Source organism: Tumebacillus sp. BK434 (assembly GCF_004340785.1).
Lineage (GTDB): Bacteria > Bacillota > Bacilli > Tumebacillales > Tumebacillaceae > Tumebacillus_A.
In genome coordinates this window covers 25,938-39,820 of sequence record NZ_SLXS01000010.1, presented here as the reverse complement: position 1 = coordinate 39,820, position 13,883 = coordinate 25,938, and the positions used below count along the sequence as shown (strand labels likewise).

Below are 13,883 nucleotides of genomic sequence, written 5' to 3'. Positions count from 1 at the left end.
GCGCAGGGCGGCACGTACTCTATAGCAACCCACACAGTTACAACATCTGACAATGAACTGAGGAGAGAATCGTCCATGTCGCCGATCGACCTGTTGTTTTTGGTCCTGCTGCTGCTTGGCCTGTGGGCTGGCTTTGCACGCGGACTGCTGAGCGGGATCTCCCGCCTCATCGCCTATCTCGCCGCTCTTTTCCTCGCCGCCCGTTTCGCTGCCCCGATCGGGCAACTGGCGGGGGAATGGCTTGGCGTAGGGCGATTTGTCCGCTCGATGATCGCCGGCCAGATTCCCGAGTCGCTGCACAACGCGCAGGTGCCGCCGGAACAGCTCCGCCCGATTTTAGAAGCGGCAGGCGTCCCGGCCGCCTATCGGGAGCAGATGATCGAGTACGCAGCCTCCCACCCGCTGCTGGAAGCGATCGCCATCCCGTATACGGAATGGATGCACACGGTGCTCGGCCTGATCCTCATGCTTGGCGTGCTGTGCGCCGTGTTCAATCTGCTCTTGCGGCCGCTGGTCAAAATTGCGCAGGACTTCGTGCCCGCCGTGCTCAACCGGGCCGGCGGCCTGCTGCTCGGCGGCGTCCTCACGCTGTTCGAACTGGCCATCCTCGCGCTGATCTTGCAAGCTTTTGCCGACTTGCCGCAGACAGCAGGCCTGCAGACGGCGCTCTCCTCCTCGGAACTCTTGCCCCCGCTCACACATCTCGCACAAACGCTGCTCACCGGGCTTGGGACAGACGGATTGCTTCCCGCCGCCATCCAGACCCCGCCCACGCTGTAACCGAAAAGGCCCGCTCTTCCCCCGCTGGAGGAACGGGTCTTTTTCGCGATCTTACTCACATTCGGAATCGGGCAGACTGTGCTATCATGTTGGAATGGAGGCGAATGAACTGTGGCATTGATCGAAGTTCGCAATTTACGAAAAGAATTTAAACGCTTGATTCCCAAAACCGGCTTTCTTTCCGGTGTCCGCAACCTGTGGAATACCAACTACTTCACACATACCGCCGTCGACGACATCACGTTCGAAGTCCAAGAAGGCGAAATGCTCGGCTACATCGGCCCGAACGGCGCGGGCAAATCCACCTCGATCAAAATGATGACCGGGATCCTCGTCCCGACGTCGGGCGATATTTCGATCGCAGGTCTGATCCCGTGGAAACAGCGCCGCGAGCACGCGCAGAACATCGGCGTCGTCTTTGGCCAAAAAACGCAGCTCTGGTGGGACATTCCCGTCATCGAAAGCTACAAAGTGCTGAAGACGATCTACAAAATCCCGGACAGCGTGTACACGAAAAACCTGAACACCTTCCGGGAACTGCTCGAACTGAACGAGTTTGAAAACACCCCCGTGCGCCAACTGTCGCTCGGCCAGCGCATGCGCGCCGACCTGGCGGCGGCGATGCTGCACAACCCGCAGATCCTCTTCCTGGACGAGCCGACGATCGGTGTCGACGTGCTCGCCAAGGAGCGCCTGCGCACTTTCATCCGCGAGATCAACCGCGATCGTGGCGTGACCGTGCTGCTCACCACGCACGACATGACCGACATCGAAAAGCTCTGCAAGCGCATGGCGATCATCGACGACGGCAAGATCCTCTACGATGGCTCGATCGACCACCTGAAGTCGCAGTTCGGCTCAGAGCGCACACTGATCATCGAGCTCGACGATGCGCCGTACTCGCTGAACATCCCCGGCACCCGCGTGCTGCGCGAAGAAGGGGCACGCGTCTGGCTGTCCTACAACCGCGACCTGTTGACCGCATCTGATGTGATGATGAAAATCGCGCAGGTGCACACCATCCGCGACCTGACCGTCGAAGAGCCGGAGATCGAATCGATCGTCCGCGAGATCTACGAGACCGGGATGAACGGGCGGAAGAAGGAGGAGCCGCATGTCGCTGTTCTGGACGTTTAGCCGCCAGCTCTTCTTCCAGCAGTCAGCGTACCGCCTGAACTTCTGGATGGAGATGCTCGGCCTGTTTCTGCAGTTGTATGTCGTCGCCACGCTCTGGCGCGTGCTGTTCGAACAGACGCCCGCCTCGTTTGGCGCGATGTCGCTCAACCAGATGATCACCTATGCCGTGCTCGGGATGCTGATCGGCTCCGTGCTGTCGATCGACGACGGCGTCCATACCTACATCCAAACGCAGGTGCGGATGGGCATGATCACGTCCGACCTGATGAAGCCGGTCGATTTTATGCTGCACATGATGGCGCGCAACTTCGGCCTGATGGTGACCCGGGTCTGCTTCTTCCTGCTCCCGCCGCTGGTCGCCGCCTATTTCCTGTTTGATCTGATGCTGCCCGGTCCCGTGGAAGCGCTGGCCTTTGTGCTCGCCCTGCTGCAGGCGTGGGTGATTCTCTTTTTCTGCAATTTTCTCTTCGGCCTGATCTCTTTTAAGACGCTCGACCTGCTCGGCTTCATGTTCACCTATTTCGCCCTCGTGCGCTTCGCTTCCGGGCAGATCATCCCGCTGTGGATGTACCCGGATGTATTGCAGCCGCTCTTGTATGCGCTGCCGTTTCAAGCGGTGTTCTACACGCCGCTCGGCATTTTCACCGGCGTGTTCAGCGGTGCGGTGATCTGGCAAAATCTTTTGATCCAAACGGCGTGGATCTTCGGCCTCTTCCTGCTCGCCCGCTTGATCTGGACGCGCATCCACCGCCATTTGGTCGTACAGGGAGGGTGAGCCTATGCGCGAAAACATGACCGTTTATCTGGCGCTGCTGCGCGCCGCCGTCCTCGCCCGCCTCGAATACCGCGCCGACTTCCTGATGGGCATCGCCGGCGTGTTTATCCTGAACGCCGGGACGCTGGCCACATCGTGGGTGCTGCTCAGCCGCTTTGAGAACCTGCACGGCTGGCTGTTCTGGGAGATCGTCTTCCTGTACAACCTCTGGCTGCTCGGCCACGGCATCCGCGCGATCTTCTTCCGGCACATCAATATGCTGGAGCAGTTTATCGTCGAAGGCACGTTCGACCAGTTGCTGACCCGCCCGGCCAACCCGCTGGTGCAATTCCTCGGCCGCGAAGTCCACTACCTCGGCGTCGGGGACGTGCTGCTGGCCTTGACGATGCTCACTCTGAGCTACCAGAACCTGCACCTCGACTGGAGCTGGTGGATGTTCCTCTGGTTTGCCCTGATCGCGCTCTCATCGGCGATCGTCGAAGCGGCGATGACGCTGCTTCTCGCCTGCACCTCGTTCTTCACCACCCGCTCGCGGGCGATCGTCAACGCGGCTTCGCTGTTCTCGTGGGGCGTCGTCCAGCAGTACCCGCTCGACATGTTCAACAACGTGCTGCGCGGCATCGTAACGATCATCCTGCCGTTCGCCTTTATGAACTACTATCCCTCGCTCTTGTTCCTCGGCAAAGCGGATCAGGTGCCGTTCGGCTTCCTGACCTGGTTCGCGCCGGTCGTCGCGCTGATCCTGACGCTGCTGGCGGTGCGGATGTGGAACTTCAGCATCACGAAATACCAAAGCACCGGCTCCTAAGCTGTTGCTGAACCTCGCGGACAATTCCCTCGTATACTGCTACCAACCTGTGTACGAGGGAGGTTCCGCCCTATGACCATCTGCTGCATCGCCCCCGGCACGTTTCCCTTCCCGCCTGCACCCTGCACGTCTGTCGAGATCTACCTGTGGCATCTCGCCCGCGAACTTTCCCGCACCGAACCGCTCCTGCTCTATGGCAAAACGGACGCTGTCCGTGCCGACACCCCGGTCTCCTATCTGCGCCATGTGCTGCGCGAGGTGAAACAACACTCTTCTCCGCCGGCCCTCTTCCATGTCGAAAATCGCATCCCGTTCGTCGTCCCTATCAAAAAACGCTTTGCTCAGACTCCGCTCGTGCTCAACTTGCACTCGAACGTCCTGATCCAAGACCTGTCCCCGCTGACCTTGCGCATGTCACTCTCCCGCCTTGACGCGCTGGTCGTCAACAGCCGCTATCTGCAAGGCGACCTGCTCGCCCGCTACCCGGTTTTGCCGAAAGAAAAAGTCCACGTCATCCAGCCCGGCATCGACTTGACGCAATTCCCCTCGCGCTTCTCACCGACTGGGGCTGCCTTGCGCGCCAAAGTCCGTGCGCGGCACCAGATCGCGGACGATCAGCAGATCGTGCTCACCGCCGGCCGCTTCACGCCGCGCAAAGGGATCGCGGAGCTCCTCGACGCCTTTCGTCTCGTCCATACCGCCCAGCCACAGAGCGTGCTGTGGATCATCGGCGGACGCCCCCGCGATGAGCGGCACCCGTTTCACACCTTGCTTCGTGAAAAGGCGGCCGGGCTGCCGGTGCGCTTTTTCGGCTTCCTTCCGCATGACCGGCTGCCCGCCTACTATGCGGCGGCCGACCTGTTCGTCTGCCCGTCCCAGCAACCGGAAGCGTTTGGCCTTGTCAATCTGGAAGCGTCTGCCGCCGCGCTGCCCGTCGTGGCGACCGGGCGTTGGGGGCTCTGTGAATCGGTCGCCCAAGATGTCAGCGGACGCCTCGTCGAAGCGTTTGCCGACCCGGCCGCTTTTGCCTGGGAGATCGGCCGACTGCTTGACGATCCTCAAGGCGCGGCGCAGCTGGGGGTATCAGGACGGAACTGGGTCGAACGCCGCTTCTCCTGGGAACGGACGGCCCGGCAGTTCCGCGCCCTCTATGCACGCGTACGAACCTAAACGCAAAAAGGGAGGCTTTGCATCTGCAACCTCCCTTTACTTGCTGCGCCGCCAACTGCCGCGGTGCTTTTCTGCCGCTCTGTTCACGCTCTCATGGAGCTTCCACAGCTTCAGCGACCGCTGTTCCGCCGAAGTCAGCTTGCCCGCTCGGAAAATGCTCAGCTGTGGCGCCGTGTTCACTTCGATCAGCCAAAACTTCCCGCTGCGGTCCAGCCCGATATCCAGCCCGAAGATCGCATTCGCATAGCCTCGTCCGTACTGGCGGGCGATCTGCAGCGACATCGCTTTCAAGAGTCGGATCGCCGCTGTGGCACGTTTCGCTGAATAGCCGATGCCGAGCAGATACTCGCGGACGGTGGACGCAGTGCCGCCGATCACCATGTTGGTGACGGCGAGATTGCGGCCGGCCGTCTTGGCAAACAGCCGGGTGACTTCCCAGCTTCCGCTCTCCATCTTCTGCACGATGGTGCGAATGTCGACAGGACGCCCCCGCCGCACAGCCAACTCGATACCTTGCTGCACCAGAAAGCGGTTGCCTTTGCGCACGCTTTCAATCCACGCATGCACCGCTTCCAGCGAGCGCAAGACCCGCTTTTGATGCTCCAGCTTGACTTCGAACTGCTCGCCCTGCTTTTGGACTCGGAAAATGCGGTAGCCGCCGCCGCCGTAGACCGGTTTGACGAACACCACGTCATGCCGGTCGAGCAGTTTCGTCAGCGCTGCTTTCGAATACAGCATCGTCTCCGGCAGATAGCGCCGCAGCTCCGGGCTTTGCGCCGCGATGCGATGTTTGCTCCATTTGCTGCCCGGCGTTAATTTCATGCTGTTCACCTCTACCAGTATCCTACGGCGAGGTCGTCCGCTTGGGAACGGCAGAAGCCCCCGATCTCTTGAGATCAGGGGCTTCCGATCATTCATCAGCCGGCCAGATAGTAGGACAGGCCAAGGGTGACCGTCCAGATGTTGATGCCGAGGAAATACGAGAACTCACCCATCGCGCTGCGCTCATAGCGGGTGCGGGCATAGATCATCGTAAATCCGTACGAGATCACCGCCAGCACCACGAACAGCACAGCGACAGCAAAGCCGGACTGCATCCACTCCGGCATGTAGTAGTACAGCGTGTCGAGATTGCCGTATTTGAGGAACACGGCGATCTGCGTCGCCAGGTACAGCAAGACGGAGATCAGCAGGTGACGGTTGGGCTGGTCGTACAGCACATCTTCCTTCTTCATCACCAGGTAGAACAGGTAGCCAAACGGCAGCATCGGCCAGGCAAAAGCGATGACGAGCATCATGATCGACATGCCGAGATACTGCGGCACTTCCATCGCCGCCCGCGCATAGTCGTCCTTGACGATCTTGTTCGTCGCCGCGGCATACGCCTGGTCGTCCGAGTTGAACAGCACATCATACGTTTTCAACTTGGCGAACTTCATGTAGACCATCGTCGTCGTGTCACCTTGCTTGTCAAACACCGGGTTGAAGCCGAGCGAGTGCAGGTTGGACACACGAGTCAGATCATCTTGTTGCCATTCGCCGTTTTGCATCGTGGAGAGCAGCACTTCCCGGCCGATGTTGCGCGGATTCTTCCCAAAGTCGGCCACGAAGGCGAACTGCAGCTTCTCCTCCTGAATCGGGCGCACATACGGCGCGTTCGAGTTCGGCGCATCTTCGCCGACCAGCGTTTTCGGGATCAGCTTCATGTCTTTGGTCGAGCGGGGCGACGGGTCGTTCAGAGCGAAGGACACGGCGCGCAGTTCGGTGGTCGATTTGCGCGACGATTTATAGGTCAGGAAATAATAGCCGTGCGTCTGGTCCATGCCGAAGACCATCTCGTCGATGATGTTCGACGTGCCGACCGACAAAGCTTTGACCACTTGCTTCAGAGACACCTTCTGCGCCGCACCGTCAAACGTCAGGTACTGCAGGTTGTAGCTCTCCACGCCGACCTGCTCCATCATGGCGATGTGCGCCAGACCTTGCTGATCGACCGCCCCGTCCACGTAGATCGTGCGCTGCTGCGGGAAACTGGCGACCTCTTTCAGCGCCGGGCCGGACGCCTGGTAGATCTTCATGCCCTTTTCCGTCCCGACCAGCAGGTACGGCTGCTCGCCAAGCTGCAGCAGCTCCAGCGCGATCACGTCCGCATCAAACGACTTTGTGGCACCCCAGGCGCCATTTTCCCATGTGGCGTGCTTCAGCACGCGCTTCTCCCCGACCCAATACAGGTCGGAGCCACTGATTTTAAAGGTAGTGGTCGTATAGATGTCTGAAGAAGGCAGCGGGCGCTTCTCCAGTTCGCTCTTCTGTTTCGCCGGGTCGATCTGCGCCACGACCAGTTCCTGCCCGGACAACCAGGCATAGCGGTTCTCGCCCAGCACTTGTGCCGGGCGGTTCGGCGTCGCGGTGCCGATCGCCGTCTCACGTCCGTACGGTTCCAAGAACGGCAGAACACGGTTATCCGCATCCAGCTTGACCTGCAGCAAAAAGACGAGAACGAATACTAAGACATACGGAAAAATTCTGAGAAAGGACTTCACACCACATACTCCCCTTTACGAAAAACCGTTTTGCTCATGCGTACAAGCATACTACAACGAACTGGCTTTGAGAATGGTATAATGAGAAAGAATCGAACGAGGAGGAATGTTCATGTCGCTCGAGAAGCAACTGACCGGCACCGTGGAGCGGGTCGAGATCCAGAGCCAATTTCTAGGCGAAACCCGCGAAGCCCACGTCTACCTGCCGCACAACTATTCACCACTCTATAAATATCCGGTTCTCTACATCAACGACGGCTCCGACTACGAGTCGATGGGCCGGATGATCACGCTGCTCAACGAACGGTTCACCGACCGCCACCAGCGGCGCTTTCTCGTCGTCTTCGTCCCGGTCGACAAAAGCGTCCGCCGCGAAGAGTACCACCCGGAAGGCAGCAAGCACCAATCTTATGTGCGCTTTTTCGCAGACGAACTGGTGCCGGCGATCGAAGAGCGCTTCACCGCATTCCCGATGGGGCCGGCGCGCGGGATCTTAGGCTCGTCGCTCGGCGCGACCGCAGCCCTCCACACTTTGCTCACCTACCCAAAGAAGTTCCACTACTTGGCCTTGCAGTCGGGCGTCTACCGCGAAGCGACGCTGGCCGGCGTCCAGAAGCTGGGCAACACCCTCGCCACCGTGCCGGTCTATCAAGTCGTCGGCCTGCAGGAAGAGAATTTCCAGTCCGCATCCGGCCGAATCCTCGACATTCTCGGCCAGAACCGCGCGCTGCACAACCTGCTGCAGCAAGTAGGCGTCGAGGTCGACTATGCCGAATATGACAAAGACCACACCTGGGGCTTCTGGCAGGAAGACTTGCCGCGCGTCCTCGACCACTTCGCCCGCCATACCGCGTTTTAATCGTTGATCTTACATACAGCACCACACGTGTGAGAGACCGTCTGCCAGTTCGGCACGCCGGTCTCTCTTTTAGTCGGCCGCTTGAAAGTCGGTCATTTTGAACGTGCCGATATCGGCAAAGCCAAGCCGCAGATAGACGGTGCCCGCCGCCGGGTTGGAATAGAAGAGGCACGGCTCTTTGCCGTCTGCCAACAGCGCCGCGCACAGCGCGCTCATCACCCGTGAAGCATAGCCTTTGCCGCGCTCTACCGGGTGCGTGTACACCGTGCCGATCATCGCCGCCTGCTCCGTCTCGACTAGCGTCATCGCACAGGCAATCAATCGTCCATCCTCCGCCTCCAGCACATAGCAGCGCGCTCCTTCTTTCTCCATGCGGCGGCGGAAGATCTCGGCGGACAGGTAATCCATCTCCCCGCCCTGGTACAGCTCGCGAATCTTCTCGCCGTCCGCGCTGAACGCCTGGCGCACGCCGTCTGTCGCCGCCGGTGCAAAGCGTTCCACCTGCAGCGTGCAAAAATGGCTGGGCGACTGCTCCTCGATGACAAAGCGCGTCAACTGCTGTTCAAAGCGCTCTACTACCCACACGCGTCCGGTCACCGTGTTGACCGTCCCCGAGTCTTCCGCCAGCCGGATCATCGGTGACAGGTCGAGCGCTTCCTCCTGCGTCAGAATCGACCAATTTGCGCGGTACCGCATCAGCACAGCAGCCAAGCGGCCCTGCACATAACCGCCCCAATAGTCCAACATCGGATCACCGAGCCCCATCGAACGCATGTTGCCGCTGAAAAACAACCCGTAGTACGGGTCTTTTCCCCAAAAAGCGCGCAGCTCCGCCTCCTGCTCCCCGTCCGCCATTTTTACAATCTCCAGTTGCATCAAAAGCCCCCCAAACATCTGCCAGATTCTCGCAACAAAAATGACATACCCCCGAACGTGCGCACGGGTATGTCATCTTATGTCTTATACTTCTTCGTATACTTCCGGCACCCAATAGATCACGCACTGCCCTTTCGGCAAGCTGATCTCGCGGGCTCCGGCAGGACGCCCGTTGATGTTGATGATCTCGGTGACCACCACGCGGTCAGCGCTTACTTCGACTTCCCCTTCATACTCGCGGATGCTGCCGTCGGTCAGAAAAAATTCTACCTTTCCCGTGCCAATGTTGCGCATGTCCGATTCTCCTTTGCAGGGCTTGTCAAAAACACCCAATCTCTTCTACTACCATTCGACCCCTGCTCGACAAACTCCTGCAACATTCGCCTCAATGTGCCGCGCCGCCGCCTAGAAACGGCTCCGGGTCGAGGCCGTCGAACAGATCGCGCCACGCGCTTTGATCCTCGACCGCCCCGCTCAGCTCGATCTGCCGCTCCGGGCCGGACGGATACTGCGAGGTGTAGGCGTGGTAGCCCTGCCAGAGCACAAACGCTTTGATCAGGTAGCGCTCCGGCTCATGGTAGTCAAAAAAACGCCGTATCTCCAGCCTGCTTCTGCACAAGCTCAAGAGCAGTTTCTGGTCCGGCGCAAAATATTTTCCGACCGCCCGGATCAGCAGCATCACGATGTCGGTGCGCCGCAGATAGACCGCCTCGGCTGTCATCAGCAAAAACAGATACAGATAAGGATAGGTGCGCTCCTGCTGGTCGCGGTGCGGGATCATCTCTTTGCGCAGCCAGGTCGTGATCTGCACGACATCGATGATCTCCGACTTCAGGATCAGCCGCTTGGCGAGCTTCATGTACTCAAACAGCAAGGCCCGCACCACGCCCATCGTCTTGTGCCCCTGCGACCCGATGATCGTGCTGAGCAACTGCCCAAAGGCGTGCGACACGATGCATTTGGCGACAAAGCTGTGCCCGTACGTCTCATTTTTGATCACCAGTTTGCCGATGTCGCCGAGATTCTGAAACGTCGACAGCACAAATCGCGAAGTCTCTTTCGTCATCTCCCGGTTCTTCACCACGTGACAGGTGATCGAATAGATCTGCTCCACCGCCTTTTGGATCATGTTCATCAACTGCTGGCCGACCAGGTTGTTGCGCACGATCAGCGCAAACGCGTCGATGACGAGCTCTGCTGCCTGCAGCGATCCGCTCTCCGCATAGCGCATCCCCATCTCGTGCAACTCGTCCAAGATTCGCCCCGACACGGCCGTCTCGCGCTCTTTGAATGAGATCGAGGCGATGCCGATCAGCTGCCCGACGATCTGTTCATGATACCAGAGCACATCGTCCGCATCTTCGCTCGGCAGTTTCGCCCCGTGCATCATCTCCGCGATGTTTTCCACACAAAACACCGCCGTCACCGCGTCCATCTCCGAGACCGCTTTTTTGGCGATGTCGCAGATCTGCTCCACTTTGTCCAGCGCCTCCTGATAGTCCCCGCTCTGATAGGCGGTCACATACTCGCGCTGGATCGCATAGACGATCGTCTCCGGCTTCAGGAGCTGGATCACAAAATACAGATAGGCGATCAACGCGACAAAACAGAAGATCAAGAGCAGCAGATCGGCGCTCATCCCCTGCGCCAGCCAGTTCGACGGGCGGTCGCTGGGGTGGTCTTCGATCAGCGACAACAGATAGATCGCATGAAAGATCGTCCCAAAATAAAAAGCGATCAGCGTGATGTTAAATGGAAAGCGCACGAAAAAGTCGAGCACGCGGTGTGTGTATTTACTCGCCGTCAGCTGGATGGCGACCATGATCATCGAAAATGACAAAGCGAGGATCGTCGCCAGCGTCGAGGCGACGGTGGACAGATAGCCCCGGGCCGTATCGAGATCGCCGCCGAAAAACGGCGGGGTAAAGCGAAAGATCAGCGCCATCAGTCCGAGCGAGACCAGCAGCTGGAACACCGAGTTGGTGAGAGAAGCGTGGAGCAGATGCCGGTTCCAAAGCTTTTTGCCGAATCTGGAAAACGAACTCTTCATGCCTGTCCCCCACCCCCTCGATTTTCAAACTTTCCAGTAGTATCCGCATCATCCCGTTTCATACTCCTGTCACGGAGCGCAGATACTACCTTGGAAACGTTGACTCAAGGGAGGTAATCAGTATGAATCGGCGCGCCAAATGGGGCGTGATCACCGCGCTCACACTCGGCCTCATGGTTCCATTTTTCTGGCATGACGCGCAGCCGGACCCGATCAGACGCCCGGAAGCCGGTCCGGCCAAAACACAGGGAACGAACAGCGCCCGCACAGCTGAAGTGCAGCGAATTCTCGCCAAAAAAACGGCAGGCAACGAGCATCTGGTCGCCCGCGACATCGCCCGCACGGCGGCGCTTTGCGTCCGGGACTGCCGGATCATGCTGACCGATATCACCAACGACCTCGCGCACACGCACACGGCAGCTGAAAAGCGGGCGATGCTGCAGCACCACTTGCAGATGCACCCGCAGTTTGTCTCGATGACCCTGCACAGCAACAGCGGCGAGCCGGTCACCGTCGGCCGCGTGCTGCGTCAGGATCTGCACAAGCAAGCGTACAAAACCACGCAAAACGACGACTTTTATGTCTCCGATCTCTACACCAAAAAACACGCCGGCGATCCCAAGGAAAAAATTGCGATGACCGTCGGCGTCCCTGTGGTCGGCGATTCGAAAGTGACCGGCTCCCTGTCGGCCGATGTGGAGATGGGATACATGAACCAGATCATCGCCCTCCAGGACCGCGAGATGGGCACCGACACCCGGCTGCTCGGCATGGACGGCAAAAACGAAATGCTGAAGAAAACGGAGTCCGGCCCGAACGGCAACATCCGCATCCAGCAGCTGAGCCGCAAAAAAGCAGAAGCGAAAGTCGACGGCACCGCCTGGAAAGTCCACGTCACCTCCGTGCAGAACCGTGGAGCGAAACACGCGCAAGTGCTGCAAAACGAGCTGGTCGTGCGCTTCACCCGCGACCTGACCGACGAGGAGATCAAACGCTTCACCCGCGACATCAGCGGCACCCTGCTCCGCAAAAACTCGCGCCACACCTACCTGTTCAGCTTTGGCGTCGCGCCGTCGGAAGCGATCTCCTATTTCAAGCGCAACGGCGCGGTGATCGCCGAACAGCACGTGAAGCTGCACCCCAACACGACCGGCACGAAGCCAGCGCCCGCAGAGACGCACGGGGCGGTCGAGCAGCCGAACGACATGTTTTACGGCAGCAATCAATGGAACCTGCCCCTGATCTCGGCCGACAAAGCCTGGCAGACCACGACGGGCGACCCGCACGTGATCATCGCCGTCGTCGATACGGGCGTCGACCTCAACCATCCGGAGTTCAAAGGCCAACTGGTCGCCGGGCGCAACATGCTCACCGGCACCGACCGCCCACAGGATGACAACGGCCACGGCACGCACGTCGCCGGCGTGATCGCAGCGCGCACCAACAACCTGGAAGGCATCGCCGGCATCGACTGGGCCGGGAAGATCATGCCGGTCAAAGCGATGGATGCGGACGGCTCCGGCTCCGTGCTCGACATCGCCGACGGCATCATCTGGGCGGCCGACCACGGCGCCGACGTGATCAACCTGTCGCTTGGCGAATACGCCGGCTCCGATTATCTGCATGAAGCGATCCGCTATGCGTATGACAAAGGCGTGGTGCTCATTGCGGCGATGGGCAACGACGGCATCTCCGACCCGAGCTATCCGGCCGCGTACGAAGAAGTGATCGGCGTCGCGGCCAACGACGAAAACAAGGAGACGGCCACTTTCTCCAACTACGGCCAGCACACGTCCGTCTCCGCGCCGGGCGTGGCGATCCCGAGCACCTACCCGAACAACCGCTATGCGGCGCTGTCCGGCACCTCGATGGCCTCACCGCACGTCGCCGGTGTCGCGGCGCTGATCCGCTCGATCAACAAAGACCTCACGCCCCAAGACGTCCGCACCATCCTCGAAGAGACGGCGGACGACCTCGGCCCGACCGGACCGGACGAGTACTACGGCTACGGTCAGATCAACGTCGCCCGCGCGATCAAAGCGGCGGTCGAAAGCAAAGGCAAATAACAAGAAAGCTTCCTCCCGGCGAGGAAGCTTTCTTGTTGGTTTGAAACTTTTTCCACGCTCACCCCGTCCTTTTTTGTAACGACCCTCAAAATTGACAACTATGCTGCGTAACTTCTTAGCAGGAAAGAGCAGGAAAGGACGGTCGATACTCATGCAGCGCATCAAAGACTATCTACCCATGCTGGCCGGAGTTTCGCTGATCGCACTCGGGCTGTGCTTGCCGCTTGGGATGTCCTTGGACTCCATGCGCTTGATCGATCTCTTCGTCATGTTTATCGCGAACGGCACATAGATATAGAGCGAGAGCGGGAAACCGGTCGCCTGCGGTTGCCTACCCTACTGGGAGGTGACACCGTATGAACTTCATGAATTTGGAGTTGGAGGAAATCATAGTTTGGCTGATCCCCGGCATCCTCAGTCTGAAGTGGAGACGGCGTGAACGACGCGGCAACGACCAGGAAAGCAGCAACGGCGAGCCTTAGGGCTCGCCGTTTTTCCGTTTGCTCATACTAAATCGGCAAGCAGGTCCATGATGTGCATCGCCTGCATCCGCTCTTGCTGTCCGGCGCGCTCGATGCCTTTTTTCATCTGCAGGAGACAGCCGGGGTTGGAGGTGACGACATAGTGCGCTGCCGTTGTTTCCACCTTTTCCATCTTGTCGTCGAGGATCTCCAACCCGCAGCACTGGTCGGCGCCTTTCAACTCCACGTATTCCGCGCCTTCGATGAGCGAAAAGTCTTCATCCATGATCGTATCGTCAACCGTCAACAAACGGCTCAACTTCGACCAGACGGACATGTCGGATCCCTCCTTTGCCCA

The 13,883-nt window shown here is 59.4% G+C and carries 15 protein-coding genes; 9 read left to right on the top strand and 6 right to left on the bottom strand.

The genetic code is table 11. The features are described 5' to 3' along the window. Positions 1–75 precede the first annotated feature (75 nt). The 5 genes from EV586_RS18415 to EV586_RS18395 all read left to right on the top strand — a co-directional run bounded on the left by EV586_RS18415 (position 76) and on the right by EV586_RS18395 (position 4,670). Complete coding sequence (locus tag EV586_RS18415) at positions 76–780, top strand: CvpA family protein (RefSeq protein ID WP_132946552.1); 705 nt, start codon at positions 76–78, stop codon at positions 778–780. A gap of 111 nt (positions 781–891) precedes the next feature. Continuing rightward, positions 892–1,917: an ABC transporter ATP-binding protein gene (locus tag EV586_RS18410; protein WP_132946551.1), complete on the top strand. Its 1,026-nt coding sequence runs from the start codon at positions 892–894 to the stop codon at positions 1,915–1,917. Further along, positions 1,895–2,692 carry an ABC transporter permease gene (locus EV586_RS18405; RefSeq protein ID WP_132946550.1) on the top strand — a complete coding sequence of 266 codons (798 nt, stop codon included), beginning with the start codon at positions 1,895–1,897 and terminating at the stop codon, positions 2,690–2,692. The genes EV586_RS18410 and EV586_RS18405 overlap by 23 nt, the downstream gene beginning before the upstream one ends. A 4-nt stretch (positions 2,693–2,696) precedes the next feature. Continuing rightward, on the top strand, positions 2,697–3,500 hold the full coding sequence (locus EV586_RS18400; protein WP_132946549.1) for an ABC transporter permease: 804 nt from the start codon (positions 2,697–2,699) through the stop codon (positions 3,498–3,500). A gap of 72 nt (positions 3,501–3,572) precedes the next feature. Then, the gene (locus EV586_RS18395) at positions 3,573–4,670 is read left to right on the top strand and encodes a glycosyltransferase family 4 protein (RefSeq protein WP_132946548.1); all 1,098 of its coding nucleotides are present in this window, start codon (positions 3,573–3,575) and stop codon (positions 4,668–4,670) included. A gap of 36 nt (positions 4,671–4,706) precedes the next feature. Here the strand turns inward: EV586_RS18395 and EV586_RS18390 are convergent, their stop codons facing one another. Together EV586_RS18390 and EV586_RS18385 are read right to left on the bottom strand one after the other, a co-directional pair. Next, the gene (locus EV586_RS18390) at positions 4,707–5,492 is read right to left on the bottom strand and encodes a YheC/YheD family protein (protein ID WP_165898699.1); all 786 of its coding nucleotides are present in this window, start codon (positions 5,490–5,492) and stop codon (positions 4,707–4,709) included. Positions 5,493–5,587: 95 nt separating this feature from the next. Continuing rightward, positions 5,588–7,213 carry a hypothetical protein gene (locus EV586_RS18385; protein ID WP_132946546.1) on the bottom strand — a complete coding sequence of 542 codons (1,626 nt, stop codon included), beginning with the start codon at positions 7,211–7,213 and terminating at the stop codon, positions 5,588–5,590. Between the two features lie 112 nt (positions 7,214–7,325). On the opposite strand from EV586_RS18385, the gene EV586_RS18380 reads away from it, so the two are divergent. Next, complete coding sequence (locus EV586_RS18380; RefSeq protein ID WP_165898698.1) at positions 7,326–8,072, top strand: alpha/beta hydrolase; 747 nt, start codon at positions 7,326–7,328, stop codon at positions 8,070–8,072. 69 nt (positions 8,073–8,141) lie between these two features. Here EV586_RS18380 and EV586_RS18375 read toward each other — a convergent pair whose 3' ends face one another. The 3 genes from EV586_RS18375 to EV586_RS18365 form a co-directional block, all read right to left on the bottom strand. Continuing rightward, on the bottom strand, positions 8,142–8,948 hold the full coding sequence (locus tag EV586_RS18375) for a GNAT family N-acetyltransferase (RefSeq protein ID WP_165898697.1): 807 nt from the start codon (positions 8,946–8,948) through the stop codon (positions 8,142–8,144). A gap of 84 nt (positions 8,949–9,032) precedes the next feature. Next, the gene (locus EV586_RS18370) at positions 9,033–9,242 is read right to left on the bottom strand and encodes a hypothetical protein (protein ID WP_132946543.1); all 210 of its coding nucleotides are present in this window, start codon (positions 9,240–9,242) and stop codon (positions 9,033–9,035) included. A 91-nt stretch (positions 9,243–9,333) separates the two neighbouring features. After that, entirely contained in the window at positions 9,334–10,998 is a 1,665-nt protein-coding gene (locus tag EV586_RS18365; protein ID WP_132946542.1) for a DUF2254 family protein, read from the bottom strand. A gap of 122 nt (positions 10,999–11,120) precedes the next feature. Here EV586_RS18365 and EV586_RS18360 point away from each other — a divergent pair, with 122 nt between their 5' ends. From EV586_RS18360 to EV586_RS21675, 3 genes are all read left to right on the top strand, one after another. Beyond that, positions 11,121–13,064, top strand: a complete 1,944-nt coding sequence (locus EV586_RS18360; protein WP_243653088.1) for a S8 family serine peptidase — start codon at positions 11,121–11,123, stop codon at positions 13,062–13,064. Between the two features lie 151 nt (positions 13,065–13,215). Continuing rightward, positions 13,216–13,356 (top strand): hypothetical protein, encoded by a 141-nt coding sequence (locus EV586_RS21260; RefSeq protein ID WP_165898696.1) that lies wholly within the window; start codon positions 13,216–13,218, stop codon positions 13,354–13,356. A 64-nt stretch (positions 13,357–13,420) separates the two neighbouring features. After that, on the top strand, positions 13,421–13,546 hold the full coding sequence (locus EV586_RS21675; protein ID WP_279388310.1) for a hypothetical protein: 126 nt from the start codon (positions 13,421–13,423) through the stop codon (positions 13,544–13,546). Positions 13,547–13,568: 22 nt separating this feature from the next. Here the strand turns inward: EV586_RS21675 and EV586_RS18355 are convergent, their stop codons facing one another. Beyond that, positions 13,569–13,862 (bottom strand): heterodisulfide reductase-related iron-sulfur binding cluster, encoded by a 294-nt coding sequence (locus EV586_RS18355; protein WP_132946541.1) that lies wholly within the window; start codon positions 13,860–13,862, stop codon positions 13,569–13,571. Between the last annotated feature and the right edge of the window lie 21 nt (positions 13,863–13,883).